The sequence below is a fragment of the Arthrobacter sp. fls2-241-R2A-172 genome (assembly GCF_030208885.1).
Taxonomy (GTDB): domain Bacteria; phylum Actinomycetota; class Actinomycetes; order Actinomycetales; family Micrococcaceae; genus Arthrobacter.
Genome location: NZ_JARVTB010000012.1, coordinates 41,669 through 66,087, shown reverse-complemented (window position 1 = coordinate 66,087; position 24,419 = coordinate 41,669). Strand labels below are relative to the sequence as shown.

Genomic DNA, 24,419 nt, shown 5'->3' with positions numbered 1-24,419 from the left:
AATTCTTTCTGCGGAAACCAGCCTTTGACCTGCGGAAACATCGGAATCCGGCTGTGGACTAAAGAAAGATTTGGCACAAAATCATCCACAGCCAATCGGCTGCTTCGAGCCCATCGAGCACCAATGCGTCGCTAAACATGCCGAAAATGTGATGCATCTTACAGTCGCGCATCGAATTTGACAGAGCTCTCTCAGAAGCCTATGCCCAAAACGGAATGTGCTGTGGATAACCAACTTCTGGCATAAGCTCTAGGCATGGGGATGAACTTTGGTGACGTGCTGACGATTGTCCTTCCACTCCTGATCCTGGTGGGCCTGCTCTGGGCATTGACTGCGGCCTTCAAACCCCGCGATACCGGGCTCTCGGACGCTGAGAGGTATCAGCGCGAACTGGCCGCCCGCTCGGCTGCGCACCAAGCTTCCCAGGTGCAGGCTGCACTGGCTCTGCGGGCCCGCATCGAGGCGACAACAAAGCCGAGTCAGAACGAGGCCCAGCAGAGCCAGCAAACGGAACAGAACCGGTCAGCTCTCCAGGCCCAAGCTGCCCGATCCCACGCGGCCGGCCAGACGGGACACCAGCCCGCGGTACTTCCCAATGGACAACTGAACCCGCAGCTTGCTTTCGAGCTGCAGAATTTGGTCCGCAGCGGGAAGAAGATCGAGGCCATCAAAGTCTTGCGCCAAGCTACCCACTCAGACCTGCTCACCGCCAAGAACTACGTAGATCGGCTCTGACAACGCCATGGATTCCATCCTCATCCCGCTTCTGATCCTCATAGCGGTCATTGCGGGCGTACTCCTGCTTATTCGCTCGTTCACCAAGCGCTCCGCCGAGTCCAGGGCGGACGCAGCAGCGTCGAAGCCGCCCAGGGACCCGGTGGAATTGGCGAGGGAATCCGCCGCCAAGCTCAACCAGGAGCAGCACCGGCAGCTCTACTCGCTCATCGCGCGGGGACAAGGCATGGCAGCCATCAAGCTCTACCTCCAGGCGACCGGCGAGGGCCTGCGCGCGTCGCGTGACGCGGTGGGCGCCCTGGCCGCGCACCCCCAGCCGTTCACGCCGGAGGCTCCCGCCAAGGACCTGCTGGCGGACGACGATGACGAGCCGGAGCGTTTCCCCTACCGGTACCGCGCCATCGTCAGCAAAGGCGAGGTGACCCGGGAAGTGAGCAGCAACATGCTCAACGACGAGATTTACGGACGGATCCGGACGCTCGCAAAAAGCGGTGATGTTGAGGGCGCTGCCGTCGCTTTGACGCGCCACTCAGACATCACCATCAAACAGGCCCGCGAGTTCATCGAACTGTTGGACGACTAGCAAACCCTAGAAGTCGAACAGGTCCCCCAGGAAACCTTCTTTTTTCTTGCGCTTGCGCCCATAGCCATCGCGGTCGTAGCCATCACGCCGGTCTCCATCACGGCGGTCGTAGTCTCCACGGCCGTCACGCCTGTCGCGGTCGTCGTACCGTGGCTGCTGCGGACGGGACTCGAAAGGGTTGTAGAGGGGCGGCGGGGCAATCGGAGGTTGGGACGGAGCAGCTGCCGGTCGCGTGGCGGGTCCGGAGTCGGCCGCCACGCGATCGATGATCTTGTCCAGTTCCCCGCGGTCCAGCCACACTCCCCTGCATTGGGGGCAGTAGTCGATCTCGACGCCGCTTCGTTCGCTCATCACCAGGTCAATGGAATCCACAGGACATTTCATGTTTGCCCCAACGTTCGGCGGAACGGAATAGTTCGGATCCACCAAGGCCAGATCGGCCCGCTTGTTCGGGTTACCTGCCCGCTGAGATCCCGGCCAGGAGCTGTTCAAAAGGCAGCGACTCCAGAACCGGAGCCTTACGCCCGGGCTGGGGACCGCTGAGCAACTGCACCAGCTCGCCCGCTGCCCTGTCCACGCGCGCCGAGAGGGGCGAGCCGCCGTCGTCGGTGTTTCCCCAGTCCTGCGGCCCCGCGAAGACGCCGGTGGCCGCAATCCTGGTACGCAGGTAGCTGAAGAGTGGGCGCATGGCGTAGTCAAGGACCATTTGGTGGCGGTCAGTGCCGCCGGTGGCGCCGAGCAGCACGGCCTTGCCGTCCAAGGACTTGGGGTCAAGAACGTCGATGAACGACTTGAACAGTCCGCTGTAGGAGGCGCTGAAGACGGGGGTGACGGCAATGATGGCGTCGGAATTCTCGACGCCGGCAATCACCTCAGCGAGGCGTGGCGCAGCATAGCCGGTGACAAAGTTATTGGCGATGTCCACGGCGAGGTCGCGCAGTTCAACCACGTCGATCTTCGCGTCGTACCCTGCCGCCCGCAGCTGACGCTCGGCGGAGGCGGCCAGTTGATCGGCCAGCAGACGGCTCGACGACGGGACACCGAGTCCGGCGGAAAGGACGGTGATGCGGCGGGTTTCCATGGCATTCTCCTGTTGCTTGTTCATCCAGTTTACATGCGTTTGCATCTACATCAATGAACGGGGGCACGCCCGGAAGTATTCCCGGGAAGCCTCAGCGCCCCTCACGTTGGGTCAAAAATGCCACCGTGGCCTGGGAAATCTGCTGCTGGGCAACATCGCGACCCATAGAAGGTTCGCCGTCACCAGGTTGGGGTCCGTAGTTCCCGAAGAACGCATGGTTACCGCCCTGGACCTCCACGAACGTGGCATCCACGGGCAACAGCTCCCGGGAAGCATCGATCTTTTCCGGCGTACTGAGGCCGTCTTCCGATCCGGAGACGGACAGGACCTCCAGTCCTACCCGGCCACGCATGGAATCCAGCGGGTAGGAGGCGTACAACAGCAGGCCGTTAACATCCTGGTTCGCCAACGCGAAAGAGCTCGCACTGACTCCTCCCAGCGAATGACCCCCTACCGTCCATGTGGAGATTTCCGGATGGTCCGACATGGCGCCCCTGGCCTGGTTGCCGTCAAGCAGGCTGAGATTCAGGGGCGTCTTCAGGATGACCACCAGGAAACCGGCATCCACTGCAGGCTTGAGGATATCCGCATAGGCCCGGGCCTCCACCTTCGCGCCCGGATAGAAGACCAGGCCCTCCGTAGCTTGCTCTCCGTCCGGCAACATGGTGATCGCCGTCGGGGAGTCAACCACGGAAATTTCCGCTGTGGGACCCGCGTTGGCCGCGCCCGCCTGATAGGCGAAGGGATTGAGCCAGGCCAGGATTGCCACCAGCACCAGGATGGCGGCCCTCCCCAACCATGCCCCGACAGCACGAAGAGTGGAGCGGCGCAGGCGCACATTGCGCCCTCGCCAGAGCAGGGCGGCCCAAAGAAGTCCGACGACGGCAGCAGTCACCAATACCGCTGGCAGCAGCGGGTGGCCACGCAGGACAGCCGGGTTCCCGATCAGCATTACTGCGGGCACCAATATCAGGGCTGCCGCGCAAAGCCAGGAGGCCCAGAAGAGGGCCGTGCGGCGAGTGGTGACTTCTGACTGAGCCGAACGTAGAACCATACTTCAAGGATAGTTCCATGATGGAGATAATTTTGAACATGGCGGCCAGCCGCCGAACCTACTGCTTCCTGGCGGCGTTCGTGGACAGGAAATCGAGCAGCTTGTCGCGGGCCTCCCGGGCCTCGGCAAAGTTCAGATGGAACTGGTACTCATGGGGAAGTTCTGGCTGATGGTCAGCAGGCCAGAACAGCTCCGTCACCGGAACGCCGGCATCTTTCAAACGATTGCTGTACGGAACCGACTGAAGCCACGTCAGGCCGTCTCCGTTTCCGCCACTGATGAACGTCGGTGGAAAGTCGCTCTGGACAAAGTCGATTGTGGACATGGTGGCACCTGCATAGGTTGCGGACCAGTCCTTGGTGCCGGTGTAGGCCCAGAGCGAAGTCTTGAAGCCCCAGGCCACAATGCCGTTGAGATCTGCCATGGCCCGGAGATCGTACACACCGCAGTGCAGGATGGTAGCGGCCAAGTCTGATTTCTGCAGGGCGGGCTGAATACCCAGAAGGTTGGCGTACGCGGGATTCACGGTGAGCGTCGTCAACTGGCTGGCCAACTGCGCGCCGGCAGAATCCCCTGCCAGGACGATCCGTCCCGGGTCCACGTTCAGCTCCGCAGCATGTGCCTTGATATAGGCGAGGGCGTCGTTGATGTCGCCCACGGCTGTGGGATACGTCGCCTCAGGGGCGATCGGGTAACTCAGGCCGATGGTGGTGTAGCCCTCAGCTGCCAGAATCCGGAGGTATGGCTCAACATCCCGTTGCGCGCCGGAAATCCAGGCGCCTCCGTGGATCCATACGATCGCGGGAAGCGGTGCGGCAGTACCGGCCGGAGTGAAGGCGTCGAAGGTCGATCCCGGCTTGTAGGCGATCCCCGTTTTGGTCTGCAACGGCGTATCGGGAACGTACGGCGTCATTTCGTCGATGGTGGACTGCGCACCGCGTTCAAAGACGCTTCGAATCAACATCGCCGACGGCCAGGGCGTTGCCGATAGCACCAAAAGCACAACCAGCAGCACGAGGATGGCCAGGTCCAGTTTCCTCAGGCGCAACGAGCGCTTTCGGGGTGCGCGCGGACCGGCACCCGTTCCTGTTGTTACACGCTCCCCCGCGCTGGCCTGGATCGATTCCAACGGTCCCATCACACACTCCCCCGGTCGGTGCACCTGTGGACCATGCTAAGTGCAAAGTCCGGCGCACGCGGGGGAACCGGCGCGCGTCCACGTCAGGCCAGCGGCCGTGCCGCTCCGAGCAGGACTCCTTCGCCGCCGTCGAACGTCACTGAATGGAATCGGGGCCCGCGGGCGACCTCCAGGAAACCCAATGTCCGGTGCAACGCCAGTGACGCCTGGTTGCGGGCATTGACCACGTACCAGGCCCTATCGGCACCTTGCCAGATCCATGCAAGCCGGGCCTCGGTGAGCTTCCCGGCAACCCCTCTTCGCCTGAAGTCGGGCAGCACCGTAATCCCGGCGAGGTAGTGGCCCGCGGGCGCAGCTCCCTCAGCAGAATCCCATTGGTGTGTCTTGGCCCAGCCCACCACGGCCGGCGTACCTTCCCTCGGAGTGCACTGGGCCATCCCTGCTACCAGAACCAAGCGGGCAGGGTCTGCAATCGCGGCCGAGATGCTGGAGGAGAAGTTCCCTTTGCCCGCACCCTCAAGGCGACCGGCGGCAAGATCGATCTCGACAATCCCGGGCACATCGGCTTCGACGGCGGTGCGGATCACGACAGTCATGTTTCCAGCCTAGTTGCGGCGAAATCTTGCAGTACGGGTCCAAGATCATAGTCTGGGAGGCATGACACAGGAAGCAATCGCCCCGCTGGACGGCGTCCGGGTCCTTGAGCTCGGAAATTACATTGCCGCACCCACCGCCGGCAGGCTGCTGGCCGACTTCGGTGCGGAGGTCATCAAGGTGGAGCGCCCCGGAACCGGCGATGAGCTCCGCAACTGGCGACTCCACAAGGGCACCACGTCCATGCTGTACCGGACGTTGAACCGCAACAAGAAGTCCGTCGTCCTGGACATGCGTACCGAGGCAGGAAAGCAGGCCGTGCTGGAGCTCGTCGCAAACTCCGACATCCTGCTGGAAAACTTTCGGCCGGGCACCTTGGAAAGGTGGGGTCTGGGGCCTGAGGTCCTCAACGAGGCCAACCCGGACCTCATCGTCACCCGCATCTCTGCCTTCGGACAGACGGGGCCACTGTCAGGACGGCCCGGTTTTGCCGCCGTCGCCGAAGCATACGGCGGGTTCCGCAACCTGGTGGGCGACCCGGACCGGGCACCAGTTAGGGTGGGCGTCTCCATTGGCGACTCGATCGCCGGCCTCTATGCCGCCTTCGGCTCCGTGATGAGCCTGTACCAGCGTGAAGCACGACGCCGGGACGCGGCTGGCGCGGCTCCCCTCACCGAACGCATCATCGACGTGGCGTTGAATGAGGCAATGTTCTCCATGATGGAGTCACTGATTCCGGACTACCAGGCCTACGGCGTGGACCGGCAACGCGTCGGCGGCCGCATGGAAGGGATCGCCCCCTCGAATGCGTACGTGTGCCGGGACGGGGCGAGCATCGTGGTGGCGGGAAATGGCGACTCGATTTTCCAGCGGTACATGCACACCATTGGGCGGCCCGACCTTGCCGGGGATCCCGGGCTGCAGTCCAATGCAGGCCGCTGGGCCAAACGTGAAGAGTTGGACCAGGCCATCGGTGAGTGGGCCTCGACCCTGGGCGCTCCGGAGGCCCTTGCCGTCCTTGAGGCCGCCGGAGTCCCGGCCGGACCTATCTATACAGCGGCCGATATCAGTGCGGACGGCCAGTACGCTGCACGCAACATGATCCAGAAATTCGACGTCTCCACAGGCGAGGAAATCCTCTCCGACGTAGGTTTCCCCGGCATTGTTCCCGTGATCGGTGAGCAGTCCTTGCCCATCCGGAACTTGGGGCCGGACCTCGGCGAGCATACCCAGGAGGTACTGGGTGGCCTCCTGAACATGGACGCGGCCCAGATCAAAGCGGCTTCAGGAAGCGACGAGGTAATACAGCCATGAACTCCCTTTCCAGCCCGTTCGGCAACGCAATCCTGCGGGATGTGACGCTGCGCGACGGACTCCAACTCACCGGTAAAATCCTGCCGACGGAACGGAAGGTCGAGACGGTCCGGGAGCTCCTGCGCCTGGGCGTACCAGCGATCGAGCTGGGTTCAATGGCACGGGCCGACCTGGTGCCCACCATGGCCAACACCCTTGAAGTTGTCCAAGCACTGACCGCTGACGAACTGGAAAAGTGCTGGATCTGGGTGGCGACGCCTGGCCATGTAGCAAAGGCATCGGCTGCGGGAGCACGGAATTTCCAGTACTGCCTGTCCGCCTCGGATTCCCACAACAAGGCAAACATTGGCCGGACCACTGACCAGAGCCTGGCTGCCTTGCCGGACGCCGTCGACATCGCCACATCGGTCGGCGGAGCGATTCAACTGTGCATCGCAACGTCTTTCACGTGCCCGTTCGAAGGATATGTTCCGGAAGAGCGCGTCCTGTCGATCGCCAACGACCCCCGGGCGGCGGGCACCACGGACATCGTCATTTGCGACACCTTGGGCCAAGCAGTTCCGGCTCAGGTGGCCCAACTGGTCGCCCGGGTCCGGGACGAATCCCCTGCCCGCCGGATCGTCTACCACGGCCACGACACCTGGGGGCTGGGCGTGGCCAACACGCTGGCAGCGATCCAAGCCGGTGCCGCGATGGTGGACGGCGCACTCGGCGGTTTGGGAGGATGCCCGTTTGCACCAGGCGCCAGCGGCAACACCTCCAGCGAAGACATCCTGTTTGCCACCCGGCCCGGCTGGTTGAACCCGGAGGTCTTCGGCGAACTGGTACTCCTGTCCGCTAAGTTGCTGGAGGAGCTGGGAGAACCCAACCGCTCCAAGGCAGCACAAGGTGCCCGATCCAAAGCCGCAGCATTCGAATGGGTAATGCCCGGACTTTAGCCTTTGCGTCCAGCTCCGCCCACTGCCATCAATCCCAGGCGCTTGAGGGTTTCACGGTTCCGAACGCCGATCACTGGATCCCGTAACGCCTTGGGCACGAACTTTCCGGGGCCACGGACGGCGTCTTCGGAGATGGAGACCCTGCATTGGCCGCTTCCGATGGGCTCCAAAGTAATGAGCACCTCCGCCTCGCCCATGGGCCACCCCCTTGCCAGGAGCTTGAGTTCTTTGGCGGGCTCCATGGCGGTGACGCTGGTGTTGTCGTCGATGAGGAACGGCCAGGAGCCGACCGAGTGGTGGAGCCGGGCACCTACCTGCGGCCATTGATCGTCCACGGCGCGGATCCGCGATGCGCCTACCACCCAGCCGGAGTAGAGCCACCCGTCGGCCATCACATCCCAAATGCGGTCAGCCGATGAGTCAAGTACTTCGGACACTGTTGACATCTGTAGCCCTTCCACGCATTGCCCCGCATCATCGGTACGACAAGCTAAGCATGCTTAGTGTTCGCCTGCCAGCGATTGCCCATTTACGGTGAGGGCTTGCTGGCCTTTCCATCGAGCCAGAGCAGGTCCGAGTCGTCACGGTGCGGGCCATCCGAGCCCACGTGCTTGCTGTCGATTTTCGGGCCGTTCTTGATGACATGAACCATCGCCATCCCGTGTCCACGCCCCAGACCATAATCAGCCTTCAACCATTCAAGGATGGTTCCCGCCTTAACGGACGGGTCGTTGAAGCCCTTGCTTTCCGCGATCTCCACCAATTGCCTCGGCGTCAGCCCTGTCTTGTCCTCGACGGCGTCGAGGTATGCCTGGAAGGACATGAATAGTGCCTTTCGTCAGTCGCGGCTGCCCTCGTGGCGAGGTCCGCGGGGAAGAAGATTCCAAGTACGCGCGACTCTACTGGATGCCGCCGACAACGAGACAGAAGAGGGTGTCCGCGAGCATGCAACCGCCTACACTGGCAGCATGCGCGGAGAGCTGACCATGCGGGCTTCGGCTTCAGTCATGGTCTTCTTCAGCGCCGTGACCCTCCTGGCCGGATGCACCGGACCTGGCACCGGCGCACCTGCCGCTGAAACACCCTCCGCCGCCTCGCAGAAAGCCATCACTGTTGAGGTCAACCAGTCCCGGGACCAGTACGGCAAACAGGCCATCCAAATCCAGCTGACCAACACCACGGATGCGTCGCTCACCGTGAGCAGCGCCCGGCTGAAATCACCTCTGTTCGAGCAGGACATCGTGTGGAGGCCGTCGGAGGGCGGACTGGTCCTGCCGCCCAAGCAACCCAAGAGTGTTCCCACCGCCCTGCCCGCGCCGGCATGCGACACACCAAAAGACACCAGCACGGACCTCACCGCGAAAATCGACTATGCCGAAGCAGGCAAGGACCCCGTTCCGCAAACCTCCGACGCATCCGACCCCTTCGGCGTCCTCCCCCGGAACGCAGGCGAGCTGTGCCTCGCAGCCCAAGCAGCCGACGTCGCCAGCATGGTCCTGGACCCGAAACTGGAGGTTGCAGCTGACGGCGGCACCGCCGTCGTACGCCTTCTGATAACGCCAGCAGCCGACGGCGGCTCCCATCGGACGCTGACCATCCAGGGCATCGACGGCACACCCCTGCTGGCCGAAGCCGACAACCAGCCGTGGCCGCGGGACGTCAAAATCAGGCAAGGCGCTGGCCCCACGGAACTGGCACTGGGGATCCGTCCCGCACGCTGCGATCCGCATGCCGTGGCCGAGGACAAGGTAGGGACATTGCTGCCACTCAGGGTCAAAGTGGGTGACCGCGAAGGCCTGCTGAAAATCGCGGCGTCAGTTGACCTGCGGGGCCGCATCTACGACTTCGTTACTGCTGCGTGCGGTGACGGATAACGCGGATTCAGTCGTCGAAGTGGGCCACGACATCCGGCTGCCCGGAAATACGGTCCACCATCGACTGCGCAACGGAATGGAGTTTTTGGTTGCGATCGCTCGAAGCCCGCCGCAGTACCTCGAATGCCTCACCCTGGGTGCATCGGTTTTGGGCCATGATCATTCCGCAGGCGAGATCTATGACTGTCCTGGTGTCCATGGCGGCTTTTAGATCGTCCCCGCGCTGATCAGCGGCCGCAATCCTGATGGCCAGCCGCATTGCTTTACTCGACATCTCCACGAAAAGCACAGCATCGGCAATTCTCTCCTCCGTGAAGACCCCCGGGGTAGGAGAGAAGAAATTCAACACCGCGGCCGAATCCGGGCCCAAGGTCATGGGGACGCCCAGAGCACTTTTGATCCCTGCCGCGTCCAGCGCGCTCCGATACTCCGGCCAGCGCGGATCGGAATCAACATCTCCCAGAAGGACCGGCACACCACTGTCCAGTGCGTCGACGCACGGCCCCGAACCCAAGGACTGTTCAATCCGGTCCAACATCAGGGCACGTTCGCTGCTGCCTCCAATCGTGGCAGTCCGTTTACGGCGCCTCAGTGTCACCGCACACTCAATGTGCGTGGCGCACACCCTGGTCATCATGCCTGCGGCGAAGCCGGTCAGTCCGTCCAGGAACGCCTTGACGTCCTCGGTCCCGGCAATGAGGTCGACCAACCGCTCGAATTCTCCCGCCCAGTCTCCTTCACCCATGACCTCAATCTAGAGAACCCCGCCGCTTGCCACAACAGTCCGGCAGGAATGCTTGGCTAGCCGATGATCGGGAGCGCTAATGGCGCGCTTTCCACCCTGACCGTAACGTTCGCTTCCACCCTCTTGACTTCACCGTCCATTTGGTACGGCAACGGCTTGAGGGTGGTGAACTCGTAGCTGCTGACGCTCGGTTGATCCCCCAAACCCTGGGTGGTGGCACGCAGCGCTGTCAGCAGGACGCGCCACTTGGGCATGTGCGGAAAAACGATGACCTCGAATTTACCGTCCTTGGGCAGGTTGTCCGCTTCGCTCAGCGTGGCGTACTTGGCCATCTCCGGAATATTGGCGAAAACCAGGCTATCGAATTTATGCCGCTTACCGTCCTCCAGGCGGATGGCGAAAGGCTCGAATTTGGAGAAAGTCTGTATTACCGTGACCATTTCCTTGAGCGCGCCCTTGCTGCCTTTTTCCAGTTCGGTGGCTACAACCGGGGTCAGGCCAAATCCGATATAGGAGTGCGCATATTCCAGGGGCTCATGGTCTTTTTGGCCCGTGTGGATCCGGAGAAGGTCGATCGAGTGGACCCGACCCTCGGCAATGGCCTCTTCCAAGGGTTTTGAGGCGGTAATCCGGCTATGGTCGTTGGCATTACCTGCAGCCCTCACGGCACAAACGGCCCGCGGGTTGCCGGCCTGCATGACACCGTTCACCACCTCGTTGTATCCGCCGTCGCCACTCACGGAAACCACAAGGACGTCCCCTCCCTTCGCCGCTGCTTCGCGCGCCAAATCAACTGCGTGGCCTGCATGCTCCGTGGGCTGGAGGATGATCTCGGGCTGGTACGTGAGGAGACTCTTTAACTTGTCGTGCAGCTGCTGCGCCAACTCAGGCGCGTCCCCCGTGCTGTTGGGATTGAAAATAATGACGATCGACTCAAAGGTCCGGGCAGAATCCACGATGTGCTCCTGATTCATTGCGAGGGCCTTACTGGCGGCTGTTTTCCTCGAAGCTCCCATAGTATTCGCAAACGTGATGGGGTTCCGGATGGAGCGTGAACGTGAAAGCATGAAACGTGCCGTAGAAGCCGGGGTACACGACAATCAGCCTGACGCAGTCCGGTGCTGTGTCAGCGGTGGGGGGCTCGAATGCAAGACTCACGGGAAACAGCGAGATCGCTTGTCCTGGATCATGAAATCGCCCTTGAGGATTTATGGGCCTGGTACTGGGCCAATGGTGGAAATGCCAAACAGTGGGACTTTGACGCCTACCTGTTCGGAATCGAAGAGCGCGATCCGTTCGACTTGAAGATTCTTGCCTGGGCCATGGAAGACCTCGAGGCCCGACCAGTTCTGTGACCTGGCAACCGGGACCAAACACCCCCGGTAGGGTTACACCATGGGGACGGTTCTTGAGGTTGAAAGCCTGAGTGTGGGCTATGCCGGCGATCCTGTATGTGGCGAGGTATCGGCCTCTGTGGCGGCCGGAGAAGTACTGGGAATCGTAGGCGTCAACGGCGCAGGGAAGTCGACCGTGGCACGGACCATCGCCGGTCGGCAGTCTCCGCTTGCAGGGGACGTCAAGGTCAATGGCCTCCTGATTGATCCGGACGCCGTTCCGTTCCGCCGCCAGGTCGCGGCCGTCTTCGATGACGACCTCTTCTTTCCCTCCCTCACAGTCCGGGAGCACCTGCTCCTGATCGCCCGCGGGCATTCGCTGGAGAACCCCGAGACCAGGGTTGACGAGGAACTGGAGTTCTTCGGCCTCCTGGGAAGGGCCCACGCGATACCCGACGCCTTGTCATCGGGCCAGCGACGGCGACTGCTCCTGGCTGCCGGTTTGATCCGCCCGTCGTCCCTCCTGATCCTGGACGAGCCCGAACAGCGGCTCGATCCCCAGATGCGCGTCGCCGTGGGTGCGCGCATCGCGGAACACGCCGATCAGGGTGGAGCTGTGGTCCTTGTCACCCATGATCCGCAACTGCTGCTCGCCATTGCTTCCACCTGCCTGGTTATTGGTGATGAGGTCCGGGAACTCGATCCTGAGCACGGCGCTTCGGTCATTTCCGGATCCTGACGCGATGAGTACTGACGTCTCCCGGCAGGGCCGGATACTCTCGGCCGAGATCGTGCGGTTCACCCGCCGGTCCGCCCGACGCTACCGGCGCAGTCGATCCTCGTGGGGTGACCGCTTCGTTGACGCCTACAGCTGGGGCCTGGGCATAGGTGTTTCCCTGACTATTGCGGCCTCGTTTGTCCTGGCGCTGCGCAACGAAATTGCCGGCAGGGCCTCGACCTCGGGCAGCATCGTCCGGGAACATTGGCTCGTCCTGCCGGAACCTGTCCTGTGGACATGCCTGACCTTCGTTGTCCTCCTCGCTGTGGGCAACCTCGCCGGGAAGCTTGGCCCATTGGCAGTCAACGGACCAGAGAGCTCTTGGTGGCTTCCCCTCCCCCTGGACCGCCGCCCCATGGTCCTGCCTCCATTCCTCCGCAAGACTGCCCTTGCCGCCGCCGGTTCCGTGATCGCCTACGTACCCTTCAGCATGGTGACAGCCGCGGACCGGAACCCCCTGGAGCATCTTTGCTCTGCGCTAACTTTCGGAGCAGCAGCCGTTATCGCCGTGGTCATGGCCGCCGTTAAGCAGCTCGGTTTGCTGGGTCGCTGGACCGGCCGGATAGTGGCAGCGGTGCTACTTGCGGCCTGCTCGGCCGCCACGTTGATATCGGCCTCACCATGGCCGGCAGCGTTAGCCGCCGTCGTCGCCGTCGGACTCGTCGTCGTGGTGGGGCCGCGCGCCGGCAGGGTGGCCGGTGAGGAGCTGGTGCGGGGCGGTGCCGTCGCCGGCCACGCCGGCGCATCGTTGTTCATGATGGATTCCAATGAGGTACTCCGTGCCCTCGGCGCCGGGCGGAAGAAGGTCGACGGCGGCCGTGCGGCCAGGTTCTATACCCGCCCGCCGCGTGGCCCGCTCGGGGCATTGATCCGAGCCGATGTTGTCGCCTTCCTCAGGCTGAACCCGCCACTGGTCCCGCCGGTCATGTGGTTTGCAGGCAGCGTTGCGTTGCTCCTGGTGGAAGGCGGGCTGCCCGGGTTCGTTCAACTGGCAGTGCTGGTCATCGCCGGCTGCGCCACGGCTTCGGGCATGGGGACGGTGGCGCGCAAGACGGCCATGCTTCCCGAAATCGACGCGCTGTTGCCTCTCCACCCGGCCCTGGTACGAATCAGTCGGATGCTCATGCCGTGCTTGGCCATGGCCGCCTGGATGGGCCTCCTGAGCGTCGTCCTGGTCTTCCTGGGCGCCTCCACTCCAGCATTGATTGCAGTGGGTGCCATGGCAGGAATCGGCATGGGCGCCGGCAGTATCCGGGCGGCGATCCGCACACAGCCGGACTGGTCCGCGCCACCGGTGGAGACCCCCTTTGGTCCGGTCCCCCGCGCCCAGCTGGGATCCCTGCTCCGGGGACTGGACGTGACCATCCTGGCCATGATTCCGCTCATGGTGGCTTTGTACCTTGGATACGTACCGTCACTCGTGGCTGGTGCGCAGCTGGTGTTCAGTGCGGGCATAGTCTTGGTGGTTGCGCTATCCCGCCCTAAGCACTCGTAAACGACGCATTACAAGAGCACGGTCCCTTGGATGCAAGTAGCTGAGGCCCCACCAACCCAAATTTCGCCGTCTTCAGCCTTGACGTGGACGCGTCCAGCGCGGCCCAACGCCGTGCCCTGAGCCGCTGTGTACTCGTCCGGTGCGCGCCCGCTGCCTATCAACCATTGGGCTGCGCCCGCATTAAAACTGCCCGTCACCGGGTCTTCGGTCATCGCGTCGTGGGCAATGAAAGTCCGGACTTCAAAATCGACGTCGGAACCCGCCTCGTGCGGGCCGATCACGCCCACCTTCAAATCACCCATTGCTGCGAGGTCGGGCTCGATGCCCAACACCTGCCCGGCCGATTCCAGGAGCACGCCGATCCACGCCGGACCGTTGACCAGCCACGACGTATCCAGCAGCGCTTCCTCAGGAAGCCGCAAACCGGCTGCGAGCTGCGCGCGTACCTCGTCCGAAACCGGCCCGGAGCGCGTCAGCGGCGGCGCAGCAAAAGCCAACCGTCCGGCGTCGTGCTTCACCCGGACCAACCCTGCCCCGCACTCCTGCACCACCACGCCATCCGTCTTGGGCACTCCCCCGGCTTGGAGCCAGGTGTGCGCGGATCCCAGGGTGGGGTGCCCGGCAAAGGGGAACTCCTCGCTGGCTGTGAAGATCCGAACCTTGTAGTCGGCAGCGGGGTCGCTGGGCGGCAGGAGGAACGTGGTCTCGGAAAGGTTGGTCCAGTTGGCGAAGTGCTGCATGGTCTCGCCGCTGAGCCCTTCCGCATCCACGACGACGGCGAGGGGGTTGCCGAGGTAAGGACGGTCGGAGAAAACGTCTACTTGGTGGAATGGTCTGTTACGGGGGGCGCCGGAAGTCACTGATGCAGGCTACCACCGGGTGGTGGCCGGTCCACGCATGGTCTGGGAGACTACGGGCATGGCAGAGAACAAGACACAGCCCACGGACGTCTCCGTGGAAAACTTCCTGGCAGCGGTGGAACATCCCCAACGGCGGAAAGACGGCTTGGAACTGCTGGACATGATGCGCCAGGCCACCGGCCAGGAAGCGGTGATGTGGGGGCTAACGATCGTAGGATTTGGGAGCTACCACTACAGATACAGCAGTGGCCGCGAAGGAGACGCCGCCGCCGTCGGCTTTTCTCCCCGCAAGGAGAACCTGGTGGTGTACGGACTTACCGGCAGCCCCGAGGCGGAGGATCTGTTGCCGAAACTTGGGAAATACAAAACAAGCACTGCCTGTGTCTACATCAACAAACTGGACGACGTGGACCGGAGCGTCCTGTCAGAACTGGTCCACGCCGGCTACCAGCACGTCATGAGCGAACTGCACACCCCCTGACATCCCGCGCCCCTGCCCCGCCACCCCGCCGAGATATAAGGGCACAGAAAAGCCCCCACCACCGGAAACCGGAAGTGGGGGCCTTCTTTGTAGTCAGGGACTACTTGCTGGCTACGACCTCGAGGTCGATGACAGCGGAAACGTCCTCGTGCAGGCGAACGTTGGCCTGGTACGAACCGACAGACTTGATGTGGTTCGGCAGTTCAACGTTGCGCTTGTCGATGGAGCCGAGGCCAGCGGCCTCAACAGCAGCAGCGACATCAGCAGGCTTGACGGTGCCGAAGAGACGACCGGACTCGCCGGCCTTCACCTCGAGCTTGACCTTCTTGGAGGACAGTGCCTGAGCCTGGGCCTGTGCAGCTTCAACGGAAGCGTGCGCACGAGCAGCGCGTGCAGCCTTGATGGACTCAACCTGCTTCTCGCCACCCTTGGACCAGGTCAGAGCGAAGCCGCGGGGCAGCAGGAAGTTACGTGCGTAACCGTCCTTGACCTCGACAACGTCGCCAGCAGCACCGAGACCGGTTACTTCGTGGGTCAGAATGAGCTTTGCCATGTTAGTTAATCCCTTCCCTTAGCCGCGGCCAGCGCCGGAGTAAGGCAGCAGAGCAACTTCGCGGGCGTTCTTGATTGCCTGGGCGATCTTGCGCTGTTCCTGAACGGTAACGCCAGTGACGCGACGAGCGCGGATCTTTCCGCGGTCGGAGATGAACTTGCGCAGCAGTGCTACGTCCTTGTAGTCGATGACAGTGATGTCAGCGGCCTTCAAAGGGTTGGACTTTGGTTTGGGCTTACGGAGTTCAGCCTTAGCCATCGTGGAGCTCCTTTTCTATGGAGCCCGTGGATATTGATCCACGGGATGGTGGTGTTCGACGGCGGTGATCGCCAAGGTGCCTTTCGGCAGTCCCGGTGAGCGACCGGCGTCGGACGTTTATGTGTTGTTTAGAAGGGAGGTTCGGAATCCGGGCCGTTGCCCCAACCGCCGCCGGCATTGCTGACCCCGGGCGTGGCCCAGGGATCATCCTGCTGTGCGGGCTGGTTGTTGCCACCCCAGTTTCCACCGGAGTTGCCGCCGCCCTGGTTTCCACCAGGAGCGCCACCTCCAAAGCCACCGGAATTACCGGCGTTACCGCCACCGAAGCCGCCCTGGCCACCGCCGGAGCGCTGGGTACGGTTGACTTTGGCGTTGGCGTAACGCAGGCTGGGGCCGATTTCGTCGACCTCAAGCTCGATAACGGTGCGCTTCTCGCCTTCTTTGGTTTCGTAGGAACGGCTCTTCAAACGGCCGGAAACGATGACGCGCATACCCTTTGTCAGGGATTCGGCCACGTTCTCGGCTGCTTCGCGCCATACCGATGCGCGGAGGAACAGGGTTTCCCCGTCCTTCCACTCATTGGACTGGCGGTCAAAGGTCCGGGGAGTAGAAGCGATGGTGAAGTTCGCTACTGCTGAGCCAGACGGGGTGAACCGCAGCTCGGGGTCATTGGTGAGATTACCGATGACCGTAATAGTGGTTTCGCCTGCCATCTACTGCCTCCTTGTTCGTTCCTGCGGGGTAAAGATCTGAAAGGGGCTGATTACTCAGCAACAACCTTCTGGTCTTCAGGGCGGATGATCTTGGTGCGCATGATCGTCTCGTTGAGAGACAGCTGGCGATCAAGTTCCTTGGCGGTAGCCGGAGCAGCGGTGAAGTTCACCACGGCGTAGATACCTTCGGACTTCTTCTTGATGTCGTACGCCAGACGGCGACGGCCCCAGATGTCTACCTTTTCGATGGTTCCACCATCGGTGGTGATGACATTGAGGAACTTCTGAAGCGACGACTCTACGGTACGTTCTTCGACCTCGGGGTCGATGATTACCATCAATTCGTAAGGACGCATATGTGAACCCACCTCCTTTGGGCTAAGCGGTTACGGTATTTCCGTAACAGGAGGTTCATTTGCGATGCCGTGCCAGCTCCCCACCGAAAATTCCGCGGGAGGGCGTAACACAGACTTCAACATCTTAGTGCATCTCCTGCACTCAAAGCTATTCGGCCGGATCCTCGGCGGAAACCGGGAAGCTGTCCTATGTGGATAACACCGGTGGCCATGCAGTGAATACTGGATCCATGACCGTCCTGAAGCCGATTGTTCTGTTCGTTTTGGCCGCTGTCGCAGAGATCGGCGGAGCCTGGCTGATCTGGCAGGCCGTTCGTGAAGGACGGGCCTGGTGGTGGGGCGGGCTGGGGATCATCGCGCTGGGAATCTACGGATTCTTCGCAGCCTTCCAGCCGGACGCCCACTTCGGCCGTGTCCTTGCCGCGTACGGCGGCGTCTTCATCATCGGCTCGTTGGCATGGGGCATGCTGGTTGACGGCTTCCGCCCCGACCGCTGGGACATCATAGGAGCCGCGGTCTGCCTTGTGGGGGTGGGCGTGATCATGTTCGCACCCCGCTCCGGCGCCTAGGCGCATCGAGGCGCGCGGCGCATAGAGGCGCGCGCCCACGCGCATGCCGCGGCATGGAATGACAAAACCCCCGGTCCGAAGACCGGGGGTTCATTGTGCGCGGAGGGGGACTTGAACCCCCACCCCCTTTCGAGGACTAGCACCTCAAGCTAGCGCGTCTGCCATTCCGCCACCCGCGCAAGGTGATCAGGAGGAAAACAGTGTTTCGTTTTTCTCCTCGACAGCGACAAAGACACTAACACGAGGAACGCCAATACGTGGATTCCTGCTCGTTTGATGGCATCCGGTCGGGCGTGGTTCGCGCGGGGGTCCGCAGCGGCTAACTATGGTGGGCAAATGAGCAACGTCAGAGTCAGACGCAGCAGGTTGCGCTTCCTCGTCATGATCATCGCTGGAGCGGCAGCTGTTATTGCCACGGGTATCGCTGGGAATTGGGTGGACGCCCCTGCAGTCGGATGGGCCACGGCCGCGTTCATCTACGTCGCATGGGTGTGGCTGGTGATCGGCCGCATGGATCCCGATGACACCCGCCGGCACGCCACCAGTGAAGACCCGTCCCGCGGCGTCACCGACCTGCTGATCCTGGTGGCAAACCTTGCCAGCATCGCGGCTGCTGCGGCCGTAATCGTCAATTCACACGCTGAGTCCGACAGCAGCAGACTGGGCTCCGGTGCACTTGCCTTGGCCTGCGTCGCCTTCTCCTGGATGCTCGTCCAGACTCTTTTCACCCTGCGCTATGCCGAGCTCTACTACAGCCCCAAACCTGATGCCGGAGGTGCGGTGGGTGGCATCGGCTTTAACCAGGACAGGCCACCCCAGTACACGGATTTTGCCTACCTCGCCACCAGCTTGGGCATGACCTACCAGGTGTCCGACACCAACCTGGGCAACCACCGGATCCGCGTCGAGGCGTTGAAACACAGCTTGTTGTCGTACCTGTTCGGCACTGTCATCCTGGCCGCAACCATCAACCTGGTTATCGGGCTGGCCCAGTAGACGGCCACCCAGGCCTCCGTTAACCACAAAGTGGGGCAGCCGCCGTCGGATGCTGACGGTGGCTGCCCCACTGCGGAAAGACTGTTACGACGCCGGCCCGGAACCGATGTCTGCGCGCTCGGCTTCGGTGATGGTCGCCTCGAGGCCGGCGGCCCCACGCTTGCGGTACCGCCACACGCCGATGGCAACGACTACCGCGGCCAGCCCCAGCGAGAGGAACAGCGACTCACGCGTGGATTCGATGATGACCATGCCGATGACGAGGGCCACGATGGCACCAATGGCAATCCAGGTGAGGTAGGGGAAGAACCACATTTTGAGTTCCAGGTCCTTCGCGGCAGGGCCCATGCGGCGCCGAAGGATCAGCTGCGATACCGAAATGACCAGCCATACGAACAGGGCGATGGCACCGGAGGTGTTCACCAGGAACAGGAACACGGTGTCAGGAGCGATGTAGTTCAGGCCCACGGTGATGAAGCCGACCACGGTGGATGCCAGTACTGCTGCGGCCGGAACACCCCGCTTGGAGATCTTCATCCAGGACTTGGGGGCATCGCCCCGCTGTGAGAGTGAGAACAGCATGCGGCTTGCCGTGTAAAGGCCGGAGTTCAAGCAGGAGAGAACGGACGTGAGGACAACGATGTCCATGATGGTGCCGGCGCCCGGAATTCCGTACAGCTCTATGACTGCAACGTAGGGGCTCTTGGCAACGGAGGCGTCATTCCAGGGCAGGAGGGTGACCACTATGGCGATGGAACCGATGTAGAAGATCAGGATGCGCCATACGGTGGACTTCACGGCCTTTTTGACGGCGTCCACGGGGTTCTCGGATTCACCAGCGGCGATCGTGGCGATTTCCGCGCCGAAGAAGGAGAAGACCACCACGAGGATGCCCGCCAGTACGGCGCCGGGCCCGTTGGGCATGAATCCACCCTGGTCCAGGAGGTTGCTTACGCCCGGTGCGGACACGCCCGGCATCAGCCCAAGGATCGCGGCGATGCCCGCCAGCAGGAAGATGACAATGGCTGCGACCTTGATGGAAGCGAACCAGAATTCGAACTCACCGTAGGACTTCACCGAACCGAGGTTGGTCAGTGTCAGCAGGACCATGAGGACCAACGCCCAGACCCACTGATCGACGCCGGGAACCCAGCGGTGCATGATGGCGGCACCCGCCGTCGCTTCGATACCGAGCACAATGATCCAGAACCACGCATAGAGCCAGCCAATACTGAAGCCCGCCCAGCGGCCAAGGGCCTTGTCGGCGTATGTGGAAAACGAGCCTGTTTCCGGGTTCGCCGCAGCCATTTCACCGAGCATGCGCATGACGAGGATGACCACCAGGCCTGCGGCCAGGTACGCCACGAGGATGCCCGGGCCGGCCTGTTGGATGGCAGCGCCGGAGCCGACGAACAAACCGGCTCCGATGACGCCGGCGATGGCGATCATGGAGAGGTGTCGGGGCTTCAGGGACTTCGATAGTTGTTGGTCAGCGTGCATGGATCGGCGCCGTCCTTCAGGTCTTGGAGGTTGGCCACTGTGGTGTGCCACGGGCCACATGACTCAATCACGTTAACCTGCTCCACCGACTACTTTCCTGTGCAACCGAACATTTTGTGCTTCCCGAAATCAGAGAGACGCACAAAATGTAAACCTTTAGGCAACCAAAGTTTCCTGCAGGAAACATCTGCAACACCCTTGAAATGAGTGCTTGAGGCTTTAGCTTAGAGGGTTGTCCCAAAGAACAATTGCGAAACTGCCGCGAGGCTCTTGGGATCTTCCACGCCGCAGAGCTCCCGCGCCGAGTGCATGGAGAGCAGCGGAATGCCCACGTCCACAGTCCTGATGCCGAGTCGGGTGGCGGTCAGCGGACCGATGGTGGAACCGCAGGGCAGATCGTTGTTTGACACGTATTCCTGGTACGGCACGTTGGATTCCTTGCACAGACGGGCCCACAGGGCGGCGCCGGTGGCATCCGTGGCGTAACGCTGGTTGGCGTTGATCTTCAACAAAGGACCGCCGTTGAGTACCGGCTTGTTGGCGGGATCGTGCTTTTCCGCGTAGTTCGGGTGGACGGCGTGGCCCGCATCCGCGGAAACGCAGAACGACGCCGCCAGCGCCTGTCGCCGCTGGCTCACCGAAGCGCCAAGACCGTCGGAGATGCGCACCAGGATGTCCTCCAGCAACGGCCCGCAGGCACCTGAGCGGGAGTTGGACCCGATCTCTTCATGGTCAAAGGCTGCAAGGACGGCAATCGGGCCGTCACTCGGGGTGGCTGCAGCATGCCCCATCAAGGCCACCAGGCCAGCGTGTGTGGAGGAAAGGTTGTCCATCCGCCCTGACGCAAAGAACTCATTCTTGGCCCCAAAGACCGCAGGGGCTTGCGTGTCTGCCACCACGACGTCGTATCCGCCGATGTCCGCGGCATCAACGGTGGCGCCCTCGACGCGTTCGGCCAGCAGTCCCAGGAGATCCTCGCCTGCAGGGTCCCCTTGTCCAAAGACGGGATTCATGTGTTGCTGCTTGGACAGATGCAGGCCGTTGTCGTTGACCCCGCGGTCCAGGTGAATGGCCAATTGCGGGAAGCGCAGAAGGGGTCCCGTGGCGGTCAGGTGCTGCGTGCCATCGTGCAGTACCAACCGGCCCGCGAGCTGCAATTCCCGGTCCAGCCAGGAGTTCAGGAGCGGTCCGCCATAAACCTCGACGCCGGCCTGGAGCCATCCGTATTTTCCCGTAGTGGGCTTGGGCTTGAGCTTGAAGGAAGGCGAGTCGGTGTGTGCACCCAGGATGTTGAATCCGGTGGTGGGGCCTGCGTTTTCGGGGGTCACCCACGCGATGAGTGCACCATCCCGGATGACGTAGAACCTGCCAGCGCCCCCCTCCCACGGTTGCAGTTCGTCCAGGGAAGTAAAGCCGGCATCGTCCAGCCGCCGTGCGGCCTCGTGCACGGCGTGGAAGCTCGAGGGGGACGCCGAAACGTAAGCGCCAAGGTCCTTGATGTGGTCAACTGCGGCTGAGGCATTCGAAGGCATGCCCCCGAGTCTAGCCCCGCTTGGGACGACGGCTTGGGCGGCTGTGCGGGGGATGTGACCCCTCCTTGAGCCCCGAATCGAAGTGTGTGCAATATAAGCAAATTCATATGCTTGTAATGAACGTTACCTTGTGCCACTATGGCTCTCAGAAGGCACACCCACGGAAGGCTCCTCCCATGAAGATCCAATTGAAACCGGTGCGAAAGCTCCGCATCCACTGGCCCATCCCGGTCGAAACCATGACCCAGCTGGCCGGAGGCAACCTCGCCGCCTTGGAAGCGGACAGCGGTATCTCATCCCTCCTGCAGGAGCTTACGGAGTGCCCCGAGCTGGGCGGGTTCGGAAACTACCACCACGTCTTCGAGTCCTCCGCGGGTTACGAGGGCTTCACCGTTGCGGAAGGGGCAAACCCCACGCTGGGCAGCGTGGGCCAACGGACCATCTCGCCGACCTTCGTCTTCACCTCCTACTTTGATGATTGCCTGGATGAAGACGCAGTCCACCGCCTGGTCCAACGGATTGTGGACATCCACCCCTGGGAGGTCCCGGTGATCGAAGTGTCCGGACCCCTGAACGTCTCCAGCAGCGTCCTGACCCCCGTAGGCGAAAGCCGGGTGGCGTCATGACCACAGGACTCTGGCAGGAACTCGCGCCGCTGCTCCGCGACCGAACGTTCACGGACCTCACCCACGCGTTCCATCCCGGCCAGCCCCGGTTTGCTGCTTTCCCGGATGAATCCCGCGAGGCGCTCTTCGATATGGAGAAGGGCGACGGCTTCACGGCCCACCGCTACTCAATAGTGGGCCAATGGGGTACCCACGTGGATCCGCCATCGCATTTTGTGCGTGGTGGCCGGACCCTGGACCAGATACCCGTGGACCAGATGGTGCTTCCGCTGGTTGTCCTGGACATCAGCCACCGCGTGCGCAGGGACCCTGATGCCACGCCCACACTGGGCGACATCAAGGATTGGGAATCACGATGCGGCACCATTCCCGCTGGTTCGTTCGTCGCCCTCCGCACAGGATGGAGCCAACGGTGGCCCGACCCTGAGGCCATGGCCAACAAGGACGAATCCGGAACGAGCCATACTCCCGGGTGGTCGCAAGAGGTCCTCCAGTGCCTGATCGAAGAGCGGGGAGTGGCTGCGGTTGGACACGAACAGACCGACACGGACCCTGGCATGGCCACGTCCCGGCAGGACTTCAGCCTGGAAACCTACGTCCTTGCACAGGACAAATGGCAGATCGAACTCCTGGCGCATCTTGACGGCCTGCCCGAATCCGGTGGCGTCCTGGTGGCTAGCTGGGCCAAACCCCTGGGCGGGAGCGGCTTCCCGGCAAGGGTCTTCGCCATTCACTAGGGCTGCGGGTCGCTAGAATCGTTCCATGTCAAAGACCTCCAGCATGGGCCGCGGGATGATGGCCATCCTCGCGGTGGGGGCGCGCCACGCGCAAGGGCACGACGGCGGTACGGTTGCCGACGTCGCGGCCCACCTGGAGAAGGACCGCAGCCAGGTTTCCCGAAGCCTCAAGGGGGCTTTGCAGGAGGGCTTCCTTGCCCGCACCGACAACAGGGAATACCGCTTGGACTGGTCAGTCCTGGCCGACGCCCAACTGGTCACCGAGCAACGGCTGAAGACCGACGGACTCACCGCGCTGGAAGGATTGGCCGCCGAAACCAACGAAGCCTGCTTTCTGGGCGTGCTGAGCGGAAACAGTACGGTCACCATCGGTGAGCAGGTACCTGCCAGCGCCAACCTGGTGGGTTCCTGGCTGGGCCGGCCCTATCCGGCCTACTGCAGTGACGCCGGCCAGGCGCTCCTTTGGGATGCGCCGGATGAGGAAGTCCGGACGCTTTTCAAGACCGTGGAATTCGTCAAGCACGGACCCAACACGCCCTCATCCGTGGACGACTTCCTGGACCGGCTCAACCAAGCCCGGGCACGCGGGTACTCGATCGTTGATGAAGAGGCCGAACCCGGACTCTATTCACTGGCCGCGCCAGTTCGCGATTTCAAGAATGAGATCGTTGCCGCGCTCCAGATCGTTGGCCCCAGGACGAGGGTTGAGCCGCAACGTGAAAGCCACGCCATGGCACTCCACTCATGGTGCGAGTGGCTGGAAGCAATGGTGGGTGGCCGGGCCGCGTCTCCACACCGGCCCTAGGTCAGTACCGTGCCGTGGGCACCAAGTCCTTGGGATGTTTCATGGAGCACCCCGGCGATCTCCGGTGCCGCCTTCTCGATACTGGAACGGTTGCCCAGGACGCTGAGGGCGGCGACGATGTTCCCGCCGTCGGCCCGGACCGGTACGGCCAATTCCCACACGTCATGCTCGAATTCCTCGGCGGCGACAACAAATCCGCGGGACTTGTCACGGTCCATGAGGTCACGGACTTCCGGCGCGGAATGTGCCGCCGCGGGACCGCCCACACCGATGAAATTCACGTCGCGGAGAAGGGATTCCAGCTCATTGGGCGAGTGATCCCACAGCAAGGCCCTGCCCGCTCCCGTGCACCAGACGGGCGTCACCATACCCGGCTTTGCGTAGCCGCCCGGGAATGAGTTGTTCGTGGATGCACGCAAGAGGAGGACCCTGACGCCGTCGCGGACGGAGAGCCGCGATCGCAAGCCAAAGGCGGACACCAGCTCCTCCAGCTTTGCCCGTGACTTCTGCACCCAGCCACTGTTGAGCGAAGCTGCCAGGCCCAGGAAGCCCGAACCTGTGCGGAAGGGGCCCCTGTCCACCCGTTCCAACAAGCCCAGATCACACAACTCCTGGGCCAAGCGGGAGACCCTGCTTTGTTCCATGTCCAATTCGGCGGCCAGTTGCGAGACACCCAAAAGCTGACGGCCCTGCTTTTCGCGGTCCGTGATCAGGCGCACGAGGCGAAGGCCTTGGGCCAAAGAGGACGCTTCGGGTGACGTATCCACAAA

The 24,419-nt window shown here is 62.5% G+C and carries 31 protein-coding genes and 1 tRNA gene; 14 read left to right on the top strand and 18 right to left on the bottom strand.

The window, feature by feature from the left end:
- The first annotated feature begins 261 nt into the window (after window positions 1-261).
- Together QRM57_RS16545 and QRM57_RS16540 are read left to right on the top strand one after the other, a co-directional pair.
- Window positions 262-735: a hypothetical protein gene (locus QRM57_RS16545; RefSeq protein WP_257370073.1), complete on the top strand. Its 474-nt coding sequence runs from the start codon at window positions 262-264 to the stop codon at window positions 733-735.
- A gap of 7 nt (window positions 736-742) precedes the next feature.
- Window positions 743-1,318, top strand: a complete 576-nt coding sequence (locus tag QRM57_RS16540) for a hypothetical protein (protein ID WP_284987355.1) — start codon at window positions 743-745, stop codon at window positions 1,316-1,318.
- 6 nt (window positions 1,319-1,324) lie between these two features.
- Here the strand turns inward: QRM57_RS16540 and QRM57_RS16535 are convergent, their stop codons facing one another.
- The 5 genes from QRM57_RS16535 to QRM57_RS16515 form a co-directional block, all read right to left on the bottom strand.
- Window positions 1,325-1,690 (bottom strand): TFIIB-type zinc ribbon-containing protein, encoded by a 366-nt coding sequence (locus QRM57_RS16535; RefSeq protein WP_284987354.1) that lies wholly within the window; start codon window positions 1,688-1,690, stop codon window positions 1,325-1,327.
- 82 nt (window positions 1,691-1,772) lie between these two features.
- Window positions 1,773-2,399, bottom strand: coding sequence for an FMN reductase (locus tag QRM57_RS16530; protein WP_257370074.1), 627 nt, complete (start codon window positions 2,397-2,399; stop codon window positions 1,773-1,775).
- Between the two features lie 91 nt (window positions 2,400-2,490).
- Window positions 2,491-3,453, bottom strand: coding sequence for an alpha/beta hydrolase (locus QRM57_RS16525; protein WP_284987353.1), 963 nt, complete (start codon window positions 3,451-3,453; stop codon window positions 2,491-2,493).
- A gap of 58 nt (window positions 3,454-3,511) precedes the next feature.
- Complete coding sequence (locus QRM57_RS16520) at window positions 3,512-4,591, bottom strand: alpha/beta hydrolase (RefSeq protein ID WP_284987351.1); 1,080 nt, start codon at window positions 4,589-4,591, stop codon at window positions 3,512-3,514.
- 83 nt (window positions 4,592-4,674) lie between these two features.
- A complete protein-coding gene (locus QRM57_RS16515; protein WP_284987350.1) occupies window positions 4,675-5,187 on the bottom strand; it encodes a GNAT family N-acetyltransferase in 513 nt (170 codons plus the stop codon).
- Window positions 5,188-5,248: 61 nt separating this feature from the next.
- Here QRM57_RS16515 and QRM57_RS16510 point away from each other — a divergent pair, with 61 nt between their 5' ends.
- Window positions 5,249-6,499 (top strand): CaiB/BaiF CoA transferase family protein, encoded by a 1,251-nt coding sequence (locus QRM57_RS16510; protein ID WP_284987349.1) that lies wholly within the window; start codon window positions 5,249-5,251, stop codon window positions 6,497-6,499.
- Window positions 6,496-7,437: a hydroxymethylglutaryl-CoA lyase-like TIM-barrel protein gene (locus tag QRM57_RS16505; RefSeq protein WP_284987348.1), complete on the top strand. Its 942-nt coding sequence runs from the start codon at window positions 6,496-6,498 to the stop codon at window positions 7,435-7,437. The genes QRM57_RS16510 and QRM57_RS16505 overlap by 4 nt, the downstream gene beginning before the upstream one ends.
- Here QRM57_RS16505 and QRM57_RS16500 read toward each other — a convergent pair.
- Entirely contained in the window at window positions 7,434-7,883 is a 450-nt protein-coding gene (locus QRM57_RS16500; protein WP_284987347.1) for an SRPBCC family protein, read from the bottom strand. The genes QRM57_RS16505 and QRM57_RS16500 overlap by 4 nt on opposite strands.
- An 83-nt stretch (window positions 7,884-7,966) precedes the next feature.
- On the bottom strand, window positions 7,967-8,260 hold the full coding sequence (locus QRM57_RS16495) for a DUF4287 domain-containing protein (RefSeq protein WP_235518195.1): 294 nt from the start codon (window positions 8,258-8,260) through the stop codon (window positions 7,967-7,969).
- Between the two features lie 145 nt (window positions 8,261-8,405).
- Between QRM57_RS16495 and QRM57_RS16490 the strand changes: the two genes are divergently transcribed.
- Window positions 8,406-9,311, top strand: coding sequence for a hypothetical protein (locus QRM57_RS16490; protein ID WP_284987346.1), 906 nt, complete (start codon window positions 8,406-8,408; stop codon window positions 9,309-9,311).
- A 7-nt stretch (window positions 9,312-9,318) separates the two neighbouring features.
- On the opposite strand, the gene QRM57_RS16485 is transcribed toward QRM57_RS16490, so the two are convergent.
- Window positions 9,319-10,056 carry a GAF and ANTAR domain-containing protein gene (locus QRM57_RS16485; protein ID WP_235518193.1) on the bottom strand — a complete coding sequence of 246 codons (738 nt, stop codon included), beginning with the start codon at window positions 10,054-10,056 and terminating at the stop codon, window positions 9,319-9,321.
- A gap of 56 nt (window positions 10,057-10,112) precedes the next feature.
- Window positions 10,113-11,030 carry a diacylglycerol/lipid kinase family protein gene (locus tag QRM57_RS16480; RefSeq protein ID WP_257369908.1) on the bottom strand — a complete coding sequence of 306 codons (918 nt, stop codon included), beginning with the start codon at window positions 11,028-11,030 and terminating at the stop codon, window positions 10,113-10,115.
- Between the two features lie 171 nt (window positions 11,031-11,201).
- Here QRM57_RS16480 and QRM57_RS16475 point away from each other — a divergent pair, with 171 nt between their 5' ends.
- Genes QRM57_RS16475 through QRM57_RS16465 form a run of 3 tightly spaced genes read left to right on the top strand, consistent with a single transcriptional unit; the run spans window position 11,202 to window position 13,663 of the window.
- Window positions 11,202-11,411, top strand: a complete 210-nt coding sequence (locus tag QRM57_RS16475; RefSeq protein WP_235518190.1) for a hypothetical protein — start codon at window positions 11,202-11,204, stop codon at window positions 11,409-11,411.
- Window positions 11,412-11,451: 40 nt separating this feature from the next.
- A complete protein-coding gene (locus QRM57_RS16470) occupies window positions 11,452-12,129 on the top strand; it encodes an ABC transporter ATP-binding protein (RefSeq protein ID WP_284987344.1) in 678 nt (225 codons plus the stop codon).
- Window positions 12,130-12,133: 4 nt separating this feature from the next.
- On the top strand, window positions 12,134-13,663 hold the full coding sequence (locus tag QRM57_RS16465) for a DUF6297 family protein (protein WP_284987343.1): 1,530 nt from the start codon (window positions 12,134-12,136) through the stop codon (window positions 13,661-13,663).
- Between the two features lie 8 nt (window positions 13,664-13,671).
- On the opposite strand, the gene QRM57_RS16460 is transcribed toward QRM57_RS16465, so the two are convergent.
- Window positions 13,672-14,523, bottom strand: coding sequence for a PhzF family phenazine biosynthesis protein (locus QRM57_RS16460; RefSeq protein WP_257369912.1), 852 nt, complete (start codon window positions 14,521-14,523; stop codon window positions 13,672-13,674).
- Window positions 14,524-14,581: 58 nt separating this feature from the next.
- Between QRM57_RS16460 and QRM57_RS16455 the strand changes: the two genes are divergently transcribed.
- The gene (locus QRM57_RS16455) at window positions 14,582-15,004 is read left to right on the top strand and encodes a DUF1801 domain-containing protein (RefSeq protein ID WP_284987341.1); all 423 of its coding nucleotides are present in this window, start codon (window positions 14,582-14,584) and stop codon (window positions 15,002-15,004) included.
- A gap of 100 nt (window positions 15,005-15,104) precedes the next feature.
- On the opposite strand, the gene rplI is transcribed toward QRM57_RS16455, so the two are convergent.
- From rplI to rpsF, 4 genes are all read right to left on the bottom strand, one after another.
- Window positions 15,105-15,557, bottom strand: a complete 453-nt coding sequence (gene rplI / locus QRM57_RS16450; RefSeq protein WP_211710215.1) for a 50S ribosomal protein L9 — start codon at window positions 15,555-15,557, stop codon at window positions 15,105-15,107.
- Between the two features lie 18 nt (window positions 15,558-15,575).
- The gene (rpsR, locus tag QRM57_RS16445; protein WP_003800144.1) at window positions 15,576-15,815 is read right to left on the bottom strand and encodes a 30S ribosomal protein S18; all 240 of its coding nucleotides are present in this window, start codon (window positions 15,813-15,815) and stop codon (window positions 15,576-15,578) included.
- Window positions 15,816-15,943: 128 nt separating this feature from the next.
- Window positions 15,944-16,528, bottom strand: a complete 585-nt coding sequence (locus QRM57_RS16440) for a single-stranded DNA-binding protein (RefSeq protein WP_211710216.1) — start codon at window positions 16,526-16,528, stop codon at window positions 15,944-15,946.
- Window positions 16,529-16,578: 50 nt separating this feature from the next.
- Complete coding sequence (gene rpsF / locus QRM57_RS16435; protein WP_011776755.1) at window positions 16,579-16,884, bottom strand: 30S ribosomal protein S6; 306 nt, start codon at window positions 16,882-16,884, stop codon at window positions 16,579-16,581.
- Between the two features lie 230 nt (window positions 16,885-17,114).
- Between rpsF and QRM57_RS16430 the strand changes: the two genes are divergently transcribed.
- Window positions 17,115-17,453 (top strand): YnfA family protein, encoded by a 339-nt coding sequence (locus QRM57_RS16430; RefSeq protein WP_284987340.1) that lies wholly within the window; start codon window positions 17,115-17,117, stop codon window positions 17,451-17,453.
- A 96-nt stretch (window positions 17,454-17,549) separates the two neighbouring features.
- Here the strand turns inward: QRM57_RS16430 and QRM57_RS16425 are convergent.
- Window positions 17,550-17,632: transfer RNA gene (locus tag QRM57_RS16425), tRNA-Leu, on the bottom strand.
- 157 nt (window positions 17,633-17,789) lie between these two features.
- Between QRM57_RS16425 and QRM57_RS16420 the strand changes: the two genes are divergently transcribed.
- Window positions 17,790-18,449, top strand: coding sequence for a DUF1345 domain-containing protein (locus QRM57_RS16420; RefSeq protein ID WP_257369927.1), 660 nt, complete (start codon window positions 17,790-17,792; stop codon window positions 18,447-18,449).
- Between the two features lie 84 nt (window positions 18,450-18,533).
- Here the strand turns inward: QRM57_RS16420 and QRM57_RS16415 are convergent, their stop codons facing one another.
- Together QRM57_RS16415 and QRM57_RS16410 are read right to left on the bottom strand one after the other, a co-directional pair.
- Window positions 18,534-19,949 (bottom strand): amino acid permease, encoded by a 1,416-nt coding sequence (locus QRM57_RS16415; protein WP_284987339.1) that lies wholly within the window; start codon window positions 19,947-19,949, stop codon window positions 18,534-18,536.
- Window positions 19,950-20,173: 224 nt separating this feature from the next.
- A complete protein-coding gene (locus tag QRM57_RS16410; RefSeq protein WP_284987338.1) occupies window positions 20,174-21,481 on the bottom strand; it encodes a M18 family aminopeptidase in 1,308 nt (435 codons plus the stop codon).
- Window positions 21,482-21,657: 176 nt separating this feature from the next.
- On the opposite strand from QRM57_RS16410, the gene QRM57_RS16405 reads away from it, so the two are divergent.
- From QRM57_RS16405 to QRM57_RS16395, 3 genes are read left to right on the top strand one after another with little or no spacing between them, the layout of a single operon-like run.
- On the top strand, window positions 21,658-22,107 hold the full coding sequence (locus QRM57_RS16405; RefSeq protein ID WP_284987337.1) for a hypothetical protein: 450 nt from the start codon (window positions 21,658-21,660) through the stop codon (window positions 22,105-22,107).
- A complete protein-coding gene (locus QRM57_RS16400; protein WP_284987335.1) occupies window positions 22,104-22,844 on the top strand; it encodes a cyclase family protein in 741 nt (246 codons plus the stop codon). Before QRM57_RS16405 ends, QRM57_RS16400 begins: the two co-directional genes overlap by 4 nt.
- A gap of 25 nt (window positions 22,845-22,869) precedes the next feature.
- Window positions 22,870-23,649 (top strand): IclR family transcriptional regulator, encoded by a 780-nt coding sequence (locus tag QRM57_RS16395; protein ID WP_284987334.1) that lies wholly within the window; start codon window positions 22,870-22,872, stop codon window positions 23,647-23,649.
- On the opposite strand, the gene QRM57_RS16390 is transcribed toward QRM57_RS16395, so the two are convergent.
- Window positions 23,646-24,416: an IclR family transcriptional regulator gene (locus QRM57_RS16390; protein ID WP_284987333.1), complete on the bottom strand. Its 771-nt coding sequence runs from the start codon at window positions 24,414-24,416 to the stop codon at window positions 23,646-23,648. The two genes, QRM57_RS16395 and QRM57_RS16390, sit on opposite strands and share 4 nt — an antisense overlap.
- Window positions 24,417-24,419: the final 3 nt, after the last annotated feature.

Coding starts and splice junctions, on each gene's coding strand:
- QRM57_RS16520 (WP_284987351.1), bottom strand. CDS start 4,591: ATGGGACCGTTGGAATCGATCCAGGCCAGCGCGGGGGAGCGTGTAACA.
- QRM57_RS16455 (WP_284987341.1), top strand. CDS start 14,582: ATGGCAGAGAACAAGACACAGCCCACGGACGTCTCCGTGGAAAACTTC.
- QRM57_RS16465 (WP_284987343.1), top strand. CDS start 12,134: ATGAGTACTGACGTCTCCCGGCAGGGCCGGATACTCTCGGCCGAGATC.
- rpsR (WP_003800144.1), bottom strand. CDS start 15,815: ATGGCTAAGGCTGAACTCCGTAAGCCCAAACCAAAGTCCAACCCTTTG.
- QRM57_RS16530 (WP_257370074.1), bottom strand. CDS start 2,399: ATGGAAACCCGCCGCATCACCGTCCTTTCCGCCGGACTCGGTGTCCCG.
- QRM57_RS16485 (WP_235518193.1), bottom strand. CDS start 10,056: ATGGGTGAAGGAGACTGGGCGGGAGAATTCGAGCGGTTGGTCGACCTC.
- QRM57_RS16500 (WP_284987347.1), bottom strand. CDS start 7,883: ATGTCAACAGTGTCCGAAGTACTTGACTCATCGGCTGACCGCATTTGG.
- QRM57_RS16505 (WP_284987348.1), top strand. CDS start 6,496: ATGAACTCCCTTTCCAGCCCGTTCGGCAACGCAATCCTGCGGGATGTG.
- QRM57_RS16525 (WP_284987353.1), bottom strand. CDS start 3,453: ATGGTTCTACGTTCGGCTCAGTCAGAAGTCACCACTCGCCGCACGGCC.
- QRM57_RS16490 (WP_284987346.1), top strand. CDS start 8,406: ATGCGCGGAGAGCTGACCATGCGGGCTTCGGCTTCAGTCATGGTCTTC.
- QRM57_RS16400 (WP_284987335.1), top strand. CDS start 22,104: ATGACCACAGGACTCTGGCAGGAACTCGCGCCGCTGCTCCGCGACCGA.
- rplI (WP_211710215.1), bottom strand. CDS start 15,557: ATGGCAAAGCTCATTCTGACCCACGAAGTAACCGGTCTCGGTGCTGCT.
- QRM57_RS16420 (WP_257369927.1), top strand. CDS start 17,790: ATGAGCAACGTCAGAGTCAGACGCAGCAGGTTGCGCTTCCTCGTCATG.
- rpsF (WP_011776755.1), bottom strand. CDS start 16,884: ATGCGTCCTTACGAATTGATGGTAATCATCGACCCCGAGGTCGAAGAA.
- QRM57_RS16475 (WP_235518190.1), top strand. CDS start 11,202: ATGCAAGACTCACGGGAAACAGCGAGATCGCTTGTCCTGGATCATGAA.
- QRM57_RS16480 (WP_257369908.1), bottom strand. CDS start 11,030: ATGAATCAGGAGCACATCGTGGATTCTGCCCGGACCTTTGAGTCGATC.
- QRM57_RS16395 (WP_284987334.1), top strand. CDS start 22,870: ATGTCAAAGACCTCCAGCATGGGCCGCGGGATGATGGCCATCCTCGCG.
- QRM57_RS16470 (WP_284987344.1), top strand. CDS start 11,452: ATGGGGACGGTTCTTGAGGTTGAAAGCCTGAGTGTGGGCTATGCCGGC.
- QRM57_RS16430 (WP_284987340.1), top strand. CDS start 17,115: ATGACCGTCCTGAAGCCGATTGTTCTGTTCGTTTTGGCCGCTGTCGCA.
- QRM57_RS16440 (WP_211710216.1), bottom strand. CDS start 16,528: ATGGCAGGCGAAACCACTATTACGGTCATCGGTAATCTCACCAATGAC.
- QRM57_RS16540 (WP_284987355.1), top strand. CDS start 743: ATGGATTCCATCCTCATCCCGCTTCTGATCCTCATAGCGGTCATTGCG.
- QRM57_RS16510 (WP_284987349.1), top strand. CDS start 5,249: ATGACACAGGAAGCAATCGCCCCGCTGGACGGCGTCCGGGTCCTTGAG.
- QRM57_RS16405 (WP_284987337.1), top strand. CDS start 21,658: ATGAAGATCCAATTGAAACCGGTGCGAAAGCTCCGCATCCACTGGCCC.
- QRM57_RS16545 (WP_257370073.1), top strand. CDS start 262: ATGAACTTTGGTGACGTGCTGACGATTGTCCTTCCACTCCTGATCCTG.
- QRM57_RS16515 (WP_284987350.1), bottom strand. CDS start 5,187: ATGACTGTCGTGATCCGCACCGCCGTCGAAGCCGATGTGCCCGGGATT.
- QRM57_RS16495 (WP_235518195.1), bottom strand. CDS start 8,260: ATGTCCTTCCAGGCATACCTCGACGCCGTCGAGGACAAGACAGGGCTG.
- QRM57_RS16410 (WP_284987338.1), bottom strand. CDS start 21,481: ATGCCTTCGAATGCCTCAGCCGCAGTTGACCACATCAAGGACCTTGGC.
- QRM57_RS16415 (WP_284987339.1), bottom strand. CDS start 19,949: ATGCACGCTGACCAACAACTATCGAAGTCCCTGAAGCCCCGACACCTC.